General features: G+C 67.3%; 17 protein-coding genes. 5 read left to right on the top strand and 12 right to left on the bottom strand.

Annotation, left to right across the window (positions count from 1 at the left end; all coding sequences use genetic code 11):
- Nucleotides 1-222 (top strand): Stf0 family sulfotransferase (locus VFA16_RS06745; RefSeq protein WP_324967070.1); only part of this gene is annotated, 222 nt, incomplete at its 5' end.
- A 14-nt stretch (nt 223-236) separates the two neighbouring features.
- Here the strand turns inward: VFA16_RS06745 and VFA16_RS06740 are convergent.
- Nucleotides 237-1,001: a trans-aconitate 2-methyltransferase gene (locus tag VFA16_RS06740; RefSeq protein ID WP_324967069.1), complete on the bottom strand. Its 765-nt coding sequence runs from the start codon at nt 999-1,001 to the stop codon at nt 237-239.
- A gap of 83 nt (nt 1,002-1,084) precedes the next feature.
- Here VFA16_RS06740 and VFA16_RS06735 point away from each other — a divergent pair, with 83 nt between their 5' ends.
- On the top strand, nt 1,085-1,990 hold the full coding sequence (locus VFA16_RS06735) for an amidohydrolase family protein (protein ID WP_324967068.1): 906 nt from the start codon (nt 1,085-1,087) through the stop codon (nt 1,988-1,990).
- A gap of 34 nt (nt 1,991-2,024) precedes the next feature.
- Here VFA16_RS06735 and VFA16_RS06730 read toward each other — a convergent pair whose 3' ends face one another.
- The gene (locus VFA16_RS06730) at nt 2,025-2,594 is read right to left on the bottom strand and encodes a helix-turn-helix domain-containing protein (protein ID WP_324967067.1); all 570 of its coding nucleotides are present in this window, start codon (nt 2,592-2,594) and stop codon (nt 2,025-2,027) included.
- A 199-nt stretch (nt 2,595-2,793) separates the two neighbouring features.
- On the opposite strand from VFA16_RS06730, the gene VFA16_RS06725 reads away from it, so the two are divergent.
- From VFA16_RS06725 to VFA16_RS06715, 3 genes are all read left to right on the top strand, one after another.
- Nucleotides 2,794-4,011 (top strand): cytochrome P450, encoded by a 1,218-nt coding sequence (locus VFA16_RS06725; protein ID WP_324967066.1) that lies wholly within the window; start codon nt 2,794-2,796, stop codon nt 4,009-4,011.
- Between the two features lie 66 nt (nt 4,012-4,077).
- Nucleotides 4,078-4,701 carry a TetR/AcrR family transcriptional regulator gene (locus tag VFA16_RS06720; RefSeq protein ID WP_414687656.1) on the top strand — a complete coding sequence of 208 codons (624 nt, stop codon included), beginning with the start codon at nt 4,078-4,080 and terminating at the stop codon, nt 4,699-4,701.
- The gene (locus VFA16_RS06715) at nt 4,698-5,522 is read left to right on the top strand and encodes a hypothetical protein (protein ID WP_324967064.1); all 825 of its coding nucleotides are present in this window, start codon (nt 4,698-4,700) and stop codon (nt 5,520-5,522) included. The genes VFA16_RS06720 and VFA16_RS06715 overlap by 4 nt, the downstream gene beginning before the upstream one ends.
- An 11-nt stretch (nt 5,523-5,533) precedes the next feature.
- Here the strand turns inward: VFA16_RS06715 and eccE are convergent, their stop codons facing one another.
- From eccE to VFA16_RS06665, 10 genes are all read right to left on the bottom strand, one after another.
- Nucleotides 5,534-6,544 (bottom strand): type VII secretion protein EccE, encoded by a 1,011-nt coding sequence (eccE, locus tag VFA16_RS06710; RefSeq protein ID WP_324967063.1) that lies wholly within the window; start codon nt 6,542-6,544, stop codon nt 5,534-5,536.
- Entirely contained in the window at nt 6,541-7,926 is a 1,386-nt protein-coding gene (gene mycP, locus VFA16_RS06705; protein ID WP_324967062.1) for a type VII secretion-associated serine protease mycosin, read from the bottom strand. Before mycP ends, eccE begins: the two co-directional genes overlap by 4 nt.
- Nucleotides 7,923-9,332, bottom strand: coding sequence for a type VII secretion integral membrane protein EccD (gene eccD / locus VFA16_RS06700; protein WP_324967061.1), 1,410 nt, complete (start codon nt 9,330-9,332; stop codon nt 7,923-7,925). The genes mycP and eccD overlap by 4 nt, the downstream gene beginning before the upstream one ends.
- 59 nt (nt 9,333-9,391) lie before the next feature.
- The gene (locus VFA16_RS06695) at nt 9,392-10,252 is read right to left on the bottom strand and encodes an ESX secretion-associated protein EspG (RefSeq protein ID WP_324967060.1); all 861 of its coding nucleotides are present in this window, start codon (nt 10,250-10,252) and stop codon (nt 9,392-9,394) included.
- A 23-nt stretch (nt 10,253-10,275) separates the two neighbouring features.
- Nucleotides 10,276-10,566, bottom strand: coding sequence for a WXG100 family type VII secretion target (locus tag VFA16_RS06690; RefSeq protein ID WP_083089506.1), 291 nt, complete (start codon nt 10,564-10,566; stop codon nt 10,276-10,278).
- Between the two features lie 30 nt (nt 10,567-10,596).
- Complete coding sequence (gene esxG / locus VFA16_RS06685; protein ID WP_083089508.1) at nt 10,597-10,890, bottom strand: type VII secretion system protein EsxG; 294 nt, start codon at nt 10,888-10,890, stop codon at nt 10,597-10,599.
- A 49-nt stretch (nt 10,891-10,939) separates the two neighbouring features.
- Nucleotides 10,940-12,457, bottom strand: a complete 1,518-nt coding sequence (locus tag VFA16_RS06680) for a PPE family protein (RefSeq protein WP_324967059.1) — start codon at nt 12,455-12,457, stop codon at nt 10,940-10,942.
- 2 nt (nt 12,458-12,459) lie between these two features.
- A complete protein-coding gene (locus tag VFA16_RS06675; protein WP_324967058.1) occupies nt 12,460-12,768 on the bottom strand; it encodes a PE family protein in 309 nt (102 codons plus the stop codon).
- A 24-nt stretch (nt 12,769-12,792) separates the two neighbouring features.
- Nucleotides 12,793-16,755, bottom strand: a complete 3,963-nt coding sequence (gene eccCa, locus VFA16_RS06670) for a type VII secretion protein EccCa (protein WP_324967057.1) — start codon at nt 16,753-16,755, stop codon at nt 12,793-12,795.
- Nucleotides 16,752-17,125, bottom strand: a 374-nt coding sequence (locus tag VFA16_RS06665; RefSeq protein WP_324967056.1) for a type VII secretion protein EccB, incomplete at its 5' end; no start/stop codon positions are given. The genes VFA16_RS06665 and eccCa, both read right to left, overlap by 4 nt.

Genomic DNA, 17,125 nt, shown 5'->3' with positions numbered 1-17,125 from the left:
TGGCGCAATTGGTTCGCCGAGGAGAACATCACCCCGATCGATGTCTCGTATCCGGTGCTGTGGCGCAACCTGACCACGATCGTCGGCGATGTCCTGGAGGCGCTCGGCGTCGATCGCCGACTGGCGCCGGAGCCGGTGCTGGAACGCCAAGCCGATCAGCGCTCGGATGAATGGGTGGACCGCTACCGCGAAGAGGCGCAGCAAAAAGGGCTTCCGGTGTAAGGACTCGCCGAGAGCTAGCGCACCTGGGCGACGACGAACACCCGCCGGAATGGGAAGAAGGTGGTGCCGTCGGGACGGGGCGGGTAAGCGTCGGCGAGCAATGGAACCAGCTCATCGCGGAACTGCTGCCACTGCTCGTCGCTAAGCCGTTCCTGCACGGGCAGCAGCGCAGTGCCGCTGATCCAGTCCAACACCGGATGCTCGCCGGTCAGCTGGTGTAGGTAGGTGGTCTCCCAGACATCGACCGTGCACCCGGCGTCGATCAGCAGCTCGGCGTAATAGGCCGGACCGTGAACGACGGCGCCGACCCGAAATTGCACGTCGCGCAAGGCTTTCGCGAACGGCTCGCGACGGGCCACTGCGCGAAACGCCGCGTGCGACGGTGACTCGAAGTTGCCGGGCATCTGCACGGCGATCCACGAGCCGGCCGCCAGGTGACCGGCCCACCGGACCAATAGGTCGGCGTGCTCGGGCACCCACTGCATCGAGGAGTTGCTGATCACCACGTCGGTGTCGCGCCGCGGCGTCCAGTTCCGCAGGTCGCCGACCGTGGCGTCGACGCCGCGCTCGCGGGCCGCTTCGACCATCTCCGGTGAGCTGTCCAGCGCCTCGATCACCGCGTCGGGCCAGCGCCGCGCGAGCTGCAGGGTGAGATGGCCCGGCCCGCACCCGAGGTCGGCGACCCGGCGCGGCCGTTCCGCGCCGACGCGGGACAGCAGGTCGTAAAACGGGCGGGCACGGTGACCGGCAAAGGCCAGGTAAATGTCCGGGTCCCACATGTTGGCCCTCCTGCTCAACGCGGCCGAGCGTCGGCTGATATAGACAACGGTATTACTCGACCCTTACCGAGCGAGGACAACCGATGCCCCACCAGACCGCCGGGTACGCCGCGCCCGCCGACGAGGCCGCACAGGTGCGGCAGATCTGGTCGGCATTAGGGCTGCCCGGTGTGATCGACGTGCATACCCATTTCATGCCCAAGTCGGTGCTGGACAAGGTGTGGCGTTACTTCGACTCGGCCGGTCCACTCGTCGGGCGGCCCTGGCCGATTGCCTACCGCATCAACGAATCTCGACGGCTGCAGACACTGCGGCAGTTCGGGGTGCGCCGGTTTACCGCGCTGGTCTACCCGCACAAACCACAAATGGCGGCATGGCTGAACCAGTGGGCCGCGCAGTTCGCACGCTACACGCCCGACTGCCTTGCCACCGCGACGTTTTACCCGGAACCCGAGGCCGCCGAATATGTCGAGAAAGCCATCTGCGGTGGCGTCCGGGTTTTCAAGGCTCATATCCAGGTCGGCCGCTACGATCCGAATGACCCACTGCTGGAACAGGTTTGGGGACTCATCGAGGACGCCGGAATTCCGGTCATCATCCACTGCGGGTCCGGCCCGGCGGTGGGCGAGTACACCGGGCCTGAACCCATTCATCGCCTGCTCGGCCGTTATCCGCAGCTGCCGTTGATCATTGCGCACATGGGCATGCCGGAATACGTAGAGTTTCTCGACCTCTGCGAGCACTATCCGGAGGTTCGGTTGGACACCACGATGGTCTTCACGCCGTTCGCCGAAGAAACCATGCCGTTTCCGCGATCGCAGCTATATCGGTTGCCACAGTTGGGCGATCGCATCCTGTTCGGCAGCGACTTCCCGAACATCCCCCACGGCTACGTTCAAGCCATGCGGTCGATTACCCAGCTTCCTGGTATCGACGACGACTGGTTGCGCGCGGTGTTCTACGAGAACGCCGCCCGACTATTCAACTGACCTCGTCGACGCAATCAACCGGGTCGATCAGTGGCTAATGGGTGTTGGTCTTTAGTTTGGCAAATGGTGGGCCCAGGAACCGTTGCAGCATTTGCAGCTCGATGTCGGGATCTGCAGGCGGCCAAGACCACAGTGCGAGCACTACGCGGATGAGCCATTGCGCGGCGACCGGATCGGCGTTGGCCGAACCGATCATTTCTTGGGCCAGCGCAGCGATGAGCGGCGACCTGGTGACCCATTGATCGGCGTCTGGGTCGTGGATCGCGCGCCCCATCACTTGCGCTAATGGTTCAGCGCGGATGTGTTGCAGTGCGACCGCAGATGCCGTGACTATGCGTTCAGCGCCGGTGAGGCCGTCGATAGCCTCACGCACGGTGGCGAGGATGCGCGATGCGAGGCGCAGAGTCACAGCATCACGGATCACCGCTTTGCCTCCCGCGTGGCGGTAGATGGTAGCCGGTGAACAGTGGACTTTGCGGGCCAGTGCCTCGATCGTGAAGGCGTCAAATCCGTGACGGGCGATTAGCTCAGCGGCGGCGCGATAGATGCGCTCGGCGGCCACGGAAGCGCGGTCCTGTCCGATCAACCAGTCCTCGCGGCTCATGCAGAAACGCTACCCAAATACGGGCGCCAGAATCTCATCGGGCATTTCGCACGGTGAGAAGCTTTCAAGCCGACATTTCGCAGTGAGCTGCAGCTCAACGGGCCTCGCTGAGAATTAACAAGCTTTTGTTTCAATGGGGGCTTGTCAGGTTTGTCCCGCAGCGTTGACCCCGCGGCGAACCGGCGTTCAGCCTGAACTTGTGCCCGCTGTCCTCGCCGATCCCGCCGCGTTCTTCGGTCCCGCCGCCCTGCAGGATCCCTACCCGTTCTATGCCCGGATGCATGCCGCTGGGCCGGTGCACCGGCTAGGCGAGTCTGAGTTCTACCTGGTTGCCGGCTGGGACGCGCTGCTCGAAGTTCTTGCGCGCGTGCATGATTTCTCGTCGAACCTGACCGCGACCATGGTGTACCACGACGATGGAACGCTGACCCCATTCCACATGGCGCCGCTTGGCGATCCGTCACACGCTTTGGCGACCGCCGATGATCCAGTGCATGCGCTGCACCGGAAGCTGCTGATCCCACATCTGGCGGCTAAACGGCTGCGCGCCATTGAGTCGTTCGTTGCCGAGACCGCCGATCGACTCTGGGCTGTGAACGCCCGCTGCGGACGTATCGAGTGGATGAGCAGTATCGCCAATCGATTGCCGATGATGGTTGTCGCGCGGTTGATCGGCGTCCCCGACGACGACGTCGACCAGCTCACGCATTGGGCGTATGCGACCACCACCATGCTGGACGGGATTGTCGCTGCCGAGCAGCTCGACGCGGCCGCGGCGGCCGCTATGGAACTCGGGGGCTACGTCATCGAACATTTCGGTAAGGCTTCCACGCAACCGCGGCCGACACTGCTGTCGGATCTTGCTGGCCGCTGTGCGGCAGGAGATCTCGAGCAGTTGCACGCGCTCGGGATCATGCTCACGCTGTTTAGCGCCGGGGGCGAGTCCACCGCCTCGCTACTGGGTAGCGCGGCCTGGATCCTTGCGAGCCGCGCCGACATCCAGCGCCAAGTTCGAGACCGGCCGGCACTCTTAGAGCCATTCATTGAAGAGGTTTTGCGTTACGAGCCGCCGTTCCGCGGCCACTACCGACATGTCCGTCGCGACACCACCCTCGCCGGTGTCGCGCTGCCGGCCGATGCGCACCTGTTGCTTCTTTGGGGTGCGGCCAACCGAGACCCGGCCAAGTTCGACCGGCCCGGCGAATTCCGACTTGACCGGCCCGCCACCAAGAACCATTTGGCCTTCGGCAGGGGCGTGCACTTCTGCGTCGGCGCCGCGCTGGCCCGACTGGAGGCTCGCGTTGTTCTTATGAGCCTGCTGAAGCGGACAACTTGGATCGAGACCGATGACATCGGTGAGTGGCTGCCCAGCATTTTGGTCCGGCGTCTCCACCACCTCCGCCTAATCGCACACTGAATCGCACACTATGTTCACTGACGACTGTCATTGACGAGTGTAAGCGAGTTGGGTACGCTAGCCGTCGTGGCTGAGACGAAAGCGACCAAAGAACTCGGTTCGGCGGTTGGCGGCGTGCGCGCGGCGCAGCGACTCCAGACGCGCAGGCGGGTGTTCGAAGCCACCGTGGCCGAAATCGGCCGTTCCGGTTTGTCAGGCGCAGACGTTGCAGCCATCGCCGCGGCGGCCGGCGTGTCGCGTGGCACGTTTTATTTCCACTTCCCGACCAAAGAGCACGTGCTGGTCGAGCTGGAGCGCGCCGAGGAGGCCGGCATCGTGGCCCGGCTTGAAAAGGCGGAGCCCGGCGATCTGATGTCGTTGCTCACGCTGCTGGTGCGTCAGGTGCTCGCGGCCGAACGGCGATTAGGCCCGGTGGTATTCAGAGACATGCTGGGGCTGCACTTTTCGGCGACCCGGCCGGTCGACGACGAGTTGATTGAGCATCCGCTGGCCGAGTTCCTCATCGCCGCGATTGCCGCCGCGCAGGCTGCAGGACGAGTGTCGCAACATGCCGACGCCAGCGAACTCGCAGTCATCTTCCTGACCGGGCTGTTCGCGTTGCTGGCCACTTGCGGCGCCGCGCCGCGGAAACGGAATGCCCTGCTCGACCAATATGTCAAGACAATTGTTCAAGGAATCGAGGACCGATGAACGCCTTGGGTATCGAGGGCTACCGCAGCTATCTAGCGCGACGCGACGGCGATGCCGATTTGCTGCATCGGCGGCTTGCCAGCCGCGAGGAATTCTTCGGCGCGTTGGAGGCCAATCCCGTTCGATCAACATGCGCGATTGACCGGGCGGTGTTCCTGCGTAACCTGCGCCGCCGCCAACCCGAGCCGAGCCTGGACCGACCCATGTTGTTCTTGTTGGCCACCGCCAAGCTGAATCAGGCCGAGCGGTTCGGGGTCGGCCTAGGGGAGACCTACGGGTTCAACAGCGGCGATGACATACCACCGGAGCGGGTGTACATGGAGCTCGAGGAGCACTACCACACCCGTCTACTGGCGTATGTGCTGGACATGTTCGGTCTGCCGTTCCAGATCGTCCCGCCGCCGCTCGTGATGCGTCAGTTCGTCAAGGTCGCCGTATTCCTGCCGGATAGAATCGGATTCGCGTTCGTGGGCGCGGCCGAGATGGCCGGTTGCGTCATGTTCGACGAGTTGCGTTGCGTCGGGGTCGAACTGTTCGCCGACGAACCAGACGTGGCCGCCCGCATCGAGCGGCTCTACAGCGAGATCCTCACCGACGAGATCGGTCACGTCGGTTACTGCGCGGCGCGCTGCACTTCCTTCGAGCGGGCGCTCATGCGCCGGCTCTACCCACGGATCGGACGGCTATTCGCCCGCCAGACTGCCGAGATCAGCCGGCTCGTCGATCCGAAGAAGCTTCACGCGCGGCTTGACCGGCCGTTCGACGTGGCCGAATTCGCTGCCGGGCTGTCGAACGAAACGTTCCTTGCCGCGCATCCCTGAACAGCTGGCGTTCACACCGCTGCCGCGTGCCGCGGCCTCGATGGCACAAGAGCTGATGCGGCGCTGGGCCACCGCAGCCTTTCCAGCAGGCTGACCGGTACATCGGTGTGTCCGTCCAGACGCCGCGTGGACAGCGGGTCCAGTGCCATCAGCGCGGGCCAGTGGTTTCCGTTCTGCGGTGTGAGTCCCGGCAGCGGCGCGCTGGCGCTGGGTCGGCCTTCGGTGCGGAATGCGCAAGCCGCGGCCAGCGTAGGCCGGTCTTGGTCGCCGCTGATCTCCAGCGCCGTCCAGGTCTCGCGGGAGGCGTGCGACCGGATGGCCGCCAGCATGTCGGGCAGTGCCGCATCGACGTTAACCCGGTAGGCCGCAACACATTCCGTGTGCCGGTCGCGGATACCCCGCCAGCTTTCCCGCGCCGAGCGGGGGAACAGCCGTGGAATGTCGTCTGCTGCGGCCGTGCTGACCGTCCATCCGTGCTCGCGTAGGTGGTCGGCGAGCCGGCGCACCGCCACCTCGGTGGTCTTGGTTAAGGGAATCTGCGGCGAACGGGCTTGAAGGGCGGCCAGGTTGTCCGCCGCCGACACCGTCATCCCGATCCAAGTCTCCCGCTGCGGCACGCCGGTGTCCGATCCGGTGTCGCGGCTGGTGATGCGGATGACGTCGGCGCGGATGCCGTAGCGGTCCAGGTAGGCCGCCATAAGCGGAAGCGGAAGCGCGTCAACGTTTTCCGTCGGGGGCCTGACGTGCAGCAGTGCGGTGGCCCGCACATCGATGCCGGGTTCGCGGTCCGGCCGCAGGCCGCTGTTGCGTCGGATCATCGCCACCCGGCGACGCAGGATCGTGGTGACGTAGAGCCCGCGCCACCGTGCCAACAGCAGGATCACCACGGCGGCGGCCATGCCGAGCACCCAACGGTCGCGCAGCGACTGCCAGGGGTAGGCCAGCGCGGCGGACACGATCGCCAGCAACACTAGCGTGACGCGTCCGGTGCCCGGCCAGACGGTCGATCGGCGCACGCTCACGAAGTGGGCTCCTTTCGTCGGCGCGCGGCGATCGCGGCGACAACCGCGACGGCCAGCGCGAGGACCGCAGTGCCGGCGAAGGCGACGATCCGCGGTGTGGGGTCTTTCGGTGCCGGCTCCGGCGGGGCGGGGAGTTGCTTGACCGCCGGTGCTTGCGAATCGGTGGCGGCCGGCAGATCCCAGGTCAATGCAGCGACCGGGTCCACGGTGCCGGCACCGACGACGTTGGAGGGTGCCCGGGCGCCCTTGTGCGCGGTAGCGGTGAGGCGTTGCATCACTTGCGTCGCGGTCAGCTGCGGATACTTGCTGCGAACCAGCGCCGCGACGCCCGCCACGTAGCCGGCCGCATAGCTGGTGCCGTTCAGCGGAATCAACTGTTGTTTCTCGTTGGGCAGCGCGTTGGCCAAGCCGCCGTCGTCGCGGTTGCTGACCGACACGATGTTCTCGCCCGGCGCGGCGATTCCGACCCACGGGCCGGCCATCGTGAACTTCGACGGTTGCGCCTCCGGCGTCAGCGACGCCACAGACAGCACGTAGGGCTGCCACCACGACGGGACGGACACCGACGTGACGCCGGACCAGTTGCGTGGGTCCTCGGGGCGGCTCAGGTCGGTTAGCGGGTTCGACTCGCACGCCGTGCCGCCGCCGAATGAACCGGTGGTCCCCGTGTTGCCGGCCGCGGCCACAATCACCGCGTCCTTGTCCACCGCCGCATAGCGGATCGCCGCGCCGAGCGCTGTCTGGTCGACGCCGCGGTCGGCCGGCAGGCAGGTCACGGTGGAGATGGTGATCACCCGGGCGCCGCGGTCGGCGGCGTGCACGACCGCCCGGGCCAGCGCGGCCACATCGGCCGACGCCTGGGCCAGCGTCGGGTCTCCGCCCGGCATCTTCGGCATGAACTTGCCGGACGCCGCCCGCAGCGACAGCAGCCGCGCGGCCGGCGCCACACCGGAGAACCCGTCGTCGCCCGGCTGGCCGGCGACGATACCGGCCACCAGCGTTCCGTGCCCGTCGCAGTCGGTGAGCCCGTCGGTTGTCTCCAGATAATCCCCACCGGGATCGACGTTGGGCAGCCGCGGCCCGGGCCGCACCCCGGTGTCGACGACCGCCACCAACTGGCCCTCACCCCGTGAAAGACGCCATGCGGCAGGGAGATTGAGCATCACCTGGTTGGGTGTCGTGAAGCCGGGGTCGGTGCCCGGCATGACGGCGGAGGTGCTGCACTCGGCGCGCCGCTCCATCGGCTGCACCGGCCCCGGGGCGCCGTCCGGCGGCTTCACGCCGGGGTCGACGACCGGCGGGGTGATCGCCAGCGCCGATGGACAGGTCCACATCACCGCAGCCAAAACCGCGGTGAGGCAGGCCAATCCAAAGCGTGTCATCGATTGAGCACCCAGCCGAACAGGCCCACCAGATAAGCCATGACTGGAATCAGGGAGCCGTCGAGACCGGACGCGGCAAAGCCCACCAGCCGCCGCAGCGGTAGCGAGTAACTGTCCGGTGAAGCAATCGGCGGATTCAGAGCAACCATCACCCACACCAACACCAGCGCAGTAAGGACCCCGGCCACGGCCAATGCCGGCACATAGCGTGCGGTTGCGGTGTAGAACACCAGCAGCACCACGCTGACCAGATACGGCTCGGCCAACAGCCAGGCCTTACAGGCGGCCGAATCCCAGACCCGGGCGCGCAGCGCGGTTGCCGCCGCGCTGGCCGCGATGACATACCAGCCCAGCACCGGCACCGTCTCCGGGCGCAGCGCGATGGCCACCGATCCCAGCACGCTGAGCAGCACAGCGGCGGCGATGAAGCCGCTCTGGTGGGCGTCGCTGACACGCACCCGCCGGGGCAGGTCTTCCAGGACGCGCACCGACGGCGCCGACGGCGTGGGGTCCCCCGGCGCGGGGATCACCGGCAACGGGAAGCGCGCACACAGCGCAGACAATTGAGCCGCCTCGATGGTGACGAGCAGCGCCACCACGATCAATCCGCATCCGATGCTCAAAAGCGGGAGCTGCCAGATCAATTCGGCGCCGGCGGCCAGCAGCACCGCAATCCCCAACACCGTGGTGGCGGTGAAGACCCCGATGGCGAGCTCACGATCGCGGGTGGGCAGGATCAGGCTGATCAGCGACCACGCGGCGACTCCGGCCGCAGCCAGCATCACGTGGGCGGGCCCGAATGCGCCGGGTACCGCCAATGTCAGGGCGGCGGCGATCGGCACCAGCGCGGCGATCGACAACGCGACGCCGGCGCGCGGTGAACGCGCCCTGCTCACCAAACCGGCCAGCGCGGTCAGCACCGCGATCGCGCTGACGGCGAACAGCCCCACTGGGGCCTTGGTGACGACGCGATGGGTGACCGCTAGCCCGCTAGCCGCCAGGATCGCGACGACGACCGCGACCAGCGCCCCGCGCTGGATATGGACGATGCCCCACGGTTTAAACCGCGAAGCGGAGAAAATCACCGCGGCATCGGCGATGTCCTCGACGATGCCGGGCGCCGCCGGACCGGTGGGTAGCGGCTGCAACGCGAGCAAGTCGCCGTCGACGACCCCGACCGTGTCCAAGCTGGCGTCGAGGCTGAACGGTGCCCCACCGATCGGCGCGAGGCTGAGCCGAGTCGGTGTCGCCGCCTGCTCGACGTCGGTGTCGCCGTCGGGAGCCACCAAACGCTGGACCGCGGGCAAGATTTCGCGCAACGGCAGTTCCGCGGGCAGGGCCATTTCCGTCAGCCGGCTCTCGGCGAGGACGGCGACCCGCACGATCGGCATCACAGCGCTCGACATCACCGGGTCCTCAGACGTTGGTGGGACATGGGTTCTCTTTCTCTCTTCGTGGGCCAGTGCTACGGCGACTGGCTGGTGAAATCTCGGGACAGCCGCAGGCCCGGAAACCAATGGCCGTCGGGTAATTCGGACATCAACTGCTCGATCGCGACGGCAATCGCAAACGGTGTCCCGGGCCGAAACGTCGACACCCATTCGCCGTCGAAGGCCCGTGACGGACTGACCAGTACCCGGCCGGCGGTGGTGTCCACCACGCTCATTCCGACCTCGGTGGTGGTGTGCTGGCCGTCGCGGCGGCAGCCGGCAACCACCTCGACGTAGCTGCGCGGCCCAGTGAACACCGACTCGACCACCGGACGCGCGGACTCGGGAATACCCAGGTAGTCAAGGACTTCGGTGAGCGGGGCACCGGCGCGCAGCCGCTCGTCGGCGCGGGCGCCCACTCGGGCCGGAAGGCTGAACTCGTCGAAGCGCGCTGGCGATCGCTGCGCCAGCCCGACAGCGAGGACCGGGACCAGCGCCCGCGGGTCGTCGATTTTCATCGACGTGAACGTGACCAGCTGCGCGTTGCGCAGCGCGACCACGGTCCGCTCGTCGCGCCGGGCGACGATTCCGCGCAGCATCTCGTCGCTGCCGGTGGCCGCGGACCGTCCCACGTAGCGCAGGTCCAGCCACCGTTCCGGGAAGCACACCACCCGGATCCAATCGGCCACCGCCGGGTTGACGACGCCGTCCGGCGACACCAGGCCCATCCGCTTCAGTTCGGCGGTCTGCGCCTCCATGAACGCGCCTCGCTGGGCAGCGTCGTAGTACGGCGTGGTGATCGCGAGCACCCATGGAAACGTCCCGGCGCCAACGGTTTCCGCGATGCACCACGCCTGCTCGACGGTCAGCTCGACGGCGTTGGGCTCAGCGTCCATCTAGGTTGCGGAGCTCACCTTTGTCAGCCGCCCCATTTGGCGGCTTCGGCTTGGTCGCGGGCCAGCATCGAGGTGGTGTTGGTCTCATGGGTGCCGGCCATCGCCCGATACGACAACACCAGCTGCTCCATGGCCTGGTTCCACTGCGCCTGCCACGCCTGATACGTCATCCCGGTGTCGCCTTGCCAGGCACTCGACAAGGCCGCCTGCTCGCTGGCGATGTCCGAGCCCAACGCCTGCAGGGTGCCCGCATAACCGGCCATATCGGCAGAATGCGCCAGCATGGCCGGGTAGTTGTACATGATCTGCGACATCACAAACCCTTTCCGTTAAGTCTCGACAGCTCAGAAACCGGTGTAGGTGGAGGCGGCGGCGGCATCGGCGGCGGTGTAGGTGCCCGCGGCGTCACCGAGGTTGGCTTGGGCGATATCCAGCAGCGTGTTGATCTTGGCCGCTACCGCCACAAACCGGGCGTGGGCGGCCTGAAACGCCGCGGCCGACTCCCCCACGTGAAACGCCTGCGCCGACATCGCTTCCTGCTCGGCTTGCCCGATCGTCGAGCGCATCAACGCCGCCTTGGCGCTAAACGCCGACTGTGCGGCCACCAACTGCGGAATATGAGCATCCAACATACTCATTGCTTTCCCTTTCTTTTTGACTGCCTACCTTGTCCTGCAATGCTTTTCGTCAGTTGCGCTCTGCCCCCTCCCCGTCGGTGGGCTCGTCGTGTTCCCAGCTGCCCGGCATCATCGGCATCCGAGGCCCCTCCCCGAACTCGTCGCTGGCCAGCGTCGTCAACCCCACGGCTTCGGCAACGCTGTCCTTGTGCACGGTCCCGGCGAAGCCCAGCGGCCCCGCACCCGTATCGGAGGTTGCGGTCGAGGTGACGTGCTCCTGCTGCGGTGGGCCCCAGTCGGGATCGACGTCGACGTTCATGTCCATGAACGCATCGCCGTGCCCGCGCTGCTTCGCGCGACGACGGCGCCGGGCGCGGGCCTCCTCGCGGCTCGGTACCCGTGCCGCCGCTGCTGCTGCCGGCACAACTGAACCCGGCGTCTTGGCGCCCTCGCGGTCGTGCAGGGTCGGGCCGCCTTCGGCGTCCGGGTCGATGCCGCCGACCACATAGCCGAATCCAGCGGCTCCTGCTGGCGCGGCGGCGCCCGCCGGGGCGGCCGGGGCCGCTGCGGGCGCAGCAGTCGAGACTGGCGCCGGGCTCGCCACCGTCGGGGCCAGTGCCGCGACGGGCGAGATGGTCGCGGACGGTTGGCCGGCCGGTGTCACCGGAGCGGCTCCGACAACGCCGGGGACCTCGGCGGCCTCGACCGGCGGGGTCAGCGACTGCAGGTAGTTAAGGCCGAGGCCGAGAATGATCGGCAGTGCCACCGCCAGCGCCAGCATGGGCCCGTACGTCGCTATCGGTGAGAGCACTTCGTAGGCGGCGAAGGCACCGACGAAGAACAGGAAGGGCCCGTAGGCGATCAGCGCCGCCAACGGATTCGCCGCGAAGGCGCTCAGCATCTGCTGCAAGCTGCCCAGCGGGTTTCGCAGGAATTGCAGTAACTGCGACCAGATATCCGACAGGTTCAGCGACGTCCCGGCTTGGGCGGCCTGAGCATGCGCGCTGGTCTGCGCCGCGGTAGCCATGGCGTTACCGGCCTCGCCGACACCGGGTTGGACCACCATCGGCGCTGGCGTGGTGCGCGGCGCCGACGCCAACGCGGCGCCAGAGGTGGCCTGATAGGTGGCCATCGTGGTGGCCGCCTGCACCCACATCCGCACGTAGTCCGCTTCGTTGAGGGCGATCGGAATCGTGTTGATGCCAAAGAAATTGGTCGCCACCAACACCGCGTGGATGGCGTGGTTGGCGGCCAACTCCCCCAAGGTGGGCATCGCGGCCAGCGCCGTGGTGTAGGCCGCCGCGGCGGTCTCATGCTGGGCGGCTGCACCTGCGCTGTTGAGGCTGGCCTGGGTCAGCCACGCCAGATACGGCATGTGGGCGGCCGCGTACTGTGCCGCGCTGGGTCCTTCCCACGAGCTTTGGGCCTGGCTCACGAGCGCGCTGAGCTCGCTTGCCGCCGAGGCATATTCGGCGCTCAGCGACGACCACGCTCCCGCCGCCGCCAACAACGAACCCGGGCCCGGCCCGGCGCTCAACAGCGCCGAATGCACCTCCGGCGGCGAAGCCATCCAGATCGGTGCGGTCATCGTCAGGAGCCGGCGACCATATACGTCGACGCCGCGGCCGCATCACCGGTGGCGTAACTGACACCGGACTCACCGACACCAACGCCGGCGCGGCCCAGCTCCTCGACGCCCTGGGCGGCCACCGCGGCGTGCTCGCTGCCCTGCGCGCTGAACCCGACCGCCGTCTGCAGTGAAACCGGGTCAGCCGCCGGCGGTATCACGCCGGTGATCAACGGGCCGGCACCGGCATGCGCGGCCGCCAACCGCGCGGTCAGCGCCTCGACCGCAGCACTGGTCGCGGCCAGGCCTTCGGGAACAACTCGTAGCGTCATGACAACTTCTCCTTCCGGTAAATCTCACCGACCGTCAACGGTCACACTTTCGTCGACGAGCGGATTGACCAACTGCACATACGTCGGAACATCGGTGTCGCCCAAGAGGATTGCCCGCCCGGCTGGCAGTCGGCCGAACCGCTGTCCACGGATCTTGCCGCCGTCTTGCGGATTACCCGACAACATCAGCGTGGTCGCCTGAAGCTCGTTGAGCCGGCGCAGCAGCGGGCTGGTCATCAAAGCGTGGGCCGATCCGGTGGCCCGTGCGGTGACGATCACCCGCAACCCCAGGTCGCTGGCCTGCGACAGCAGCCCGATGAGGCTGGTCCACGGCCGCTGGCCGACGAATGCGCCGCTCATCGCCGGAGTGTCGGGTATTTGGTCGACGTCGTCGATGATCAGGTAGTGGGTGTGGCCTTGGTAGTTCCAATTGGTCAGTTGCGCCGCAGACATGCCGGCCGGCGGGCGGCGCGACTCGATGAGCGCCGACAGGCCGAGCATCACCGGCAGCACCCGGTCGACATTGACCGTGTATTCGTTGTCGGGGAACAACGGTTCGTCGACGAGATGCAGCCGGCGGTCCACCACGGTGAACGCGACCTGGTCCGGGGCGGAGTGGTCGCGGACCGTGCGGATGATGTGGCGCAGCAGCGTGGTCTTGCCAGACTTGGTGTCGCCCAACACCATTAGCAGCGGGTTGTCCGTGAAGTTGAGCTCGACCGGTGCCAGGTCCTCTTCGCGCTGGCCGATGACTACCCGCTCCGGACCCGGGTAGATGTTCCCGACCGCGCTCGGCGGCAAGTTCGTCGGCAACAACCGCACCGGCGGTGCGCTGACACCGGGGTAGCGGGCGTTGATCTCGGCCACCTGGTCCAGGTCGGGTTCGGCGAACAGGAAGTGCTCGGCGGCCATGGTCAGGCCTCGGCCCGGCTGGTCGGGCGGCACCGCCTCGGCGGGGCGGCGCAGCGCCCCGACGACGCGCACGTTGCTGTCGCGCGCGTCGTGCAGCTTGAGCTCGAGGCGCAGACCCAGCCCGTCGCGCATCGCCAGCGGCACCTCTAGCCAGCTGGGCGTGGTGATAACCACGTGGATGCCGTAGGCCAACCCGATGTTAACCAGCTCAGTGACCTTGGCCAGCAACGGGTTTCGGGTGTTGAACTGGTCGGTGTTGTCGCGGCCGAACGCGTAGATGTTGTCGATGACGAGGAACACCTCGCCGTACCCGTCGTCGACGCCGGAGGAGCCGTTGCCGCGCCGGTCCCTGAACACCTCCCGCCGCTGACGCGACAGCAGCAGTTGCTCGAGTTCGCCGAAGGTGCGCCGGATGCGTTCGGGTTCCAGCGGCGAGGCCACGCTGCCGACATGTGCCAGGTCTTCGACCGCGCGTAGCTGACCGCCGCCGTAGTCCAGGCAGTAGAACGTCACCTCGCGCGGCGAGTGCAGGTTAGCGGCCGACAGGATAAACGTCTGCAACGCAGTGGATTTGCCGGATTTCGGGCCGCCGTGGATGACCATGTTTCCGGCTGACGACAATGCGTCGAAAACCAGTGGGTCCCGGCGCATCTCGAAGGGCTTGTCGATCTCACCCAGCGGCCAGCGCCATTGCCGCGGCGGTATGGCCGCGCGCGCCAGCACAGTGTTCAACGGGATCGCGTCGTCCAGCGGCGGCAGCCACAGCTCGGGCGCGCGCGGGCCGTAGCGGGCCAGCTGCTCGCCGATCGTGGCGATCAGCTTGCGCGGTGGGCGGGTCGGCTCCTCCTCATCGGTTCCGGCCAGCACCGTTTCCGGGTCCGGTTCGACCCGGCCCGCGGTGAACAGCTTCGGCTCGGGAGCCGAATGCACCACAAGCGTTTTCGTGGCCCGGGGCGGTTCGTAAATCCCGTCGACGTACGTGCTGCGAAATTTGATCGGCGCGGCGCCGGGAGCGGGAACCAGGAAGCCCACGCCCTTGTGCTCCTTGCCGGATTCGATGTGGTAGGCGTCCTCCACGCCGATGATCTGCCGCGACACCGCCGGACTGGCCACCTTCAATCCGATCCGGTAGGAGGTGTTCTTGTCGATGTCCTTGATCCTGCCCACGTCCAGCGTCTGCGAGGCGAACAGAATGTGGATGCGGAACGAGCGGCCTTTGCGGGCCACGTAGTCGAAAAGCTCGGCATATTCGGGATGGTCGGCCAGCATCAGGGTGAACTCGTCGGCGACCACGAACAGCGTCGGGATCGGGGCCAGGTCGTGTCCGGCCGCGATCGCGTTTTCGTATTCGGTGACCGAGTTGAACGCGCTGCCCTGAACCCGCCGTCCGGCCTCCCGCAGCAGCACCTCGCGGCGGGCCACTTCGCCGCGCAGCGTGTCGGCGAACCGGTCGGCCAGCGACTTCTTTTCGGCCATGTTCGAGATGACCGCGACGACCTGGGGGAAGTTGCGGAAGCTGTCGGCGCCGGCCTCTCCCTTGAAGTCGGCGTAGATGACGATGAGCCGGTCAGCCGAGTGGGTTGTCAACAGCGACAACAGGATTGACATCAGTGTCTGCGACTTGCCGGAGCCGGTCATACCGATCATCAGCCCGTGCGGGCCCATCCCGCCTTCGGCTTCGTCTTTCAGGTCGAAGATCAGCGGCTCGCCGGTCGCGGTGACGCCGATCGGGACCCGCAGTTCCTCCTCGCGGGGCCGCGGCGCCCACAGTGCGGGCACGTCGAGCCGGGAGGCGTCGGGAATTCTCAGCAAGGTGGTGAAGGTGGCGCCCCGGGTGGCCGCCGACCGCAGCCCGGCGTGGGTGGGGTTGGAGTCCCAGCGCGACAGCAGACGGGCCAGGTGGTTGGCTTCGTCAGCGTCGAGCTGGTCGGCGGTGTCGATGTAGCGCTGCCAGCCGCCGGTCTGCCAACGCTCGATGCGCCCGTTCGTGATCCGCAGAATCGGACGCTCGGGATCCGGATACTGTTCGCGGTGCGGGGGTGTCGCCGACCGTTGAATGACGGTCACGCCGGCTCGGGCGGCCGAAAGCGCCGAGGCGTTCAGCTCGTAGTCCGGATCGTCGACGACGATCAGTAGGTGCCGCAACGCTTCAGCCGAGCCGCCGGTGAACGCTGGGCGATCCGCGAGCGCCGGGCCAAGCAGCGCGGCCAGCTCGTCGGGGTTGGTCGACAGGTAACGGGCCGGGCCGACACCGTCGAGCTGGCCGGGAATGTCGGCGTGGGGCAACCATTTCAGCCACGACCAGTCTGAGGCTTCCAGATCCGGTGTGGCCAAAGCGATCCCGAGCACCGTCGGGTCGTGCCACGTCACCGCCTGGGCGACCCAGGCGCGCAATGCGCCCCGCACCTCGTCGGCCTCGCCCAGCACAGTGATGCGCGACACCTTGGCCAAGTCGATGCCGACCGGCACGTCGCGCACCGTGCGCTGGGTGTCCAGCAAGCTGCGCAATGCGCTGTGGCACACCGGTTCAAGGTCGATCTCGTCGGCGATGTCGTTGACCCGCACTGAGGTGGCCAGCGGCACCGTGTGCCGGCCGGCGCGCACCACCAGGAAATCGGAGTCGTTCGGATCGCGCTCCCATTGCCGGCGGGACCCAGGGATGCTCGCCAGCTCCGTCGGGTCGGGATGTGACCATTCGGCCGCCGCCCGCTGCTCGGCGGCTTGGGTGCGGATGTTGTCGCGAACCACCGACAGGTAACGCAGGTAGTCGGCGCGTTCAGCGTCGACTTCCTCGGTGCGCGTCTTGTTGTCGGTCCCGCGGTACAGCGCGGTAGCGGCCAGCAGCAGCACGAACGGGAAGAACAGCGTCTGTGGGGAAATCAGCCGCATCCCAGTGGCGACCATCGCCACGATCATCCCGACGATCAGGATCACGATCAGGTATGGCAGCGCGCGCCGCAGCAGCGACGGCGGGATCACCCGCGGCAGTTCGGGCGGCGCCTCGACGGTGATGGTGCCCTTGCGGGTGGTCGGCGGCGGCAGCCGGCGACGGGCCTCGAAAATCAGGCGGCTCATCGGGTCTCCTGTTGGGCTGCTGCTTGGCGGCTGCGTCGAGTGTCGGGTGGCAGGCCGTCGTGGGCCAGCAATGCATCGGCGCGAGACAGCGTCGGCCCTGGCGCGAACAGGGAGAGCACTGACCATGGAATCGGAACCGGCGGCGGTGTCAGGCCAAGGGCCTCAACCGCTTTGGTGTGTCCGGTCGCGCCGGCTTCGTTGTCGATGCCGTAGCGGACGCCGGTGTCTGCGATCCAGAACAGCGAGCCGGCCGGTGGTGATGCGGGGTCTTGACCGACGGTCTGCGTGAAGTATCCGTGACCGGGCGACAGCGCCACCCGAGCCGCGGTCCCGCCGGCGCCGGCGCTGACAAGCTCCACAGTGCGCATCG

The sequence above is a fragment of the Mycobacterium sp. genome, assembly GCF_035653355.1.
GTDB lineage: Bacteria > Actinomycetota > Actinomycetes > Mycobacteriales > Mycobacteriaceae > Mycobacterium.
The sequence above is the reverse complement of the archived record's forward strand: the minus strand, read 5'-3'. Positions and strand labels throughout refer to the sequence as shown.

Excerpts from the sequence above, each read along its gene's own strand:
- eccD (WP_324967061.1), bottom strand. The coding sequence starts at position 9,332 with ATGTCGAGCGCTGTGATGCCGATCGTGCGGGTCGCCGTCCTCGCCGAG.
- mycP (WP_324967062.1), bottom strand. The coding sequence starts at position 7,926 with ATGACACGCTTTGGATTGGCCTGCCTCACCGCGGTTTTGGCTGCGGTG.
- VFA16_RS06715 (WP_324967064.1), top strand. The coding sequence starts at position 4,698 with ATGAACGCCTTGGGTATCGAGGGCTACCGCAGCTATCTAGCGCGACGC.
- VFA16_RS06695 (WP_324967060.1), bottom strand. The coding sequence starts at position 10,252 with ATGGACGCTGAGCCCAACGCCGTCGAGCTGACCGTCGAGCAGGCGTGG.
- VFA16_RS06680 (WP_324967059.1), bottom strand. The coding sequence starts at position 12,457 with ATGACCGCACCGATCTGGATGGCTTCGCCGCCGGAGGTGCATTCGGCG.
- VFA16_RS06675 (WP_324967058.1), bottom strand. The coding sequence starts at position 12,768 with ATGACGCTACGAGTTGTTCCCGAAGGCCTGGCCGCGACCAGTGCTGCG.
- VFA16_RS06690 (WP_083089506.1), bottom strand. The coding sequence starts at position 10,566 with ATGTCGCAGATCATGTACAACTACCCGGCCATGCTGGCGCATTCTGCC.
- VFA16_RS06730 (WP_324967067.1), bottom strand. The coding sequence starts at position 2,594 with ATGAGCCGCGAGGACTGGTTGATCGGACAGGACCGCGCTTCCGTGGCC.
- VFA16_RS06740 (WP_324967069.1), bottom strand. The coding sequence starts at position 1,001 with ATGTGGGACCCGGACATTTACCTGGCCTTTGCCGGTCACCGTGCCCGC.
- VFA16_RS06735 (WP_324967068.1), top strand. The coding sequence starts at position 1,085 with ATGCCCCACCAGACCGCCGGGTACGCCGCGCCCGCCGACGAGGCCGCA.
- eccCa (WP_324967057.1), bottom strand. The coding sequence starts at position 16,755 with ATGAGCCGCCTGATTTTCGAGGCCCGTCGCCGGCTGCCGCCGCCGACC.
- esxG (WP_083089508.1), bottom strand. The coding sequence starts at position 10,890 with ATGAGTATGTTGGATGCTCATATTCCGCAGTTGGTGGCCGCACAGTCG.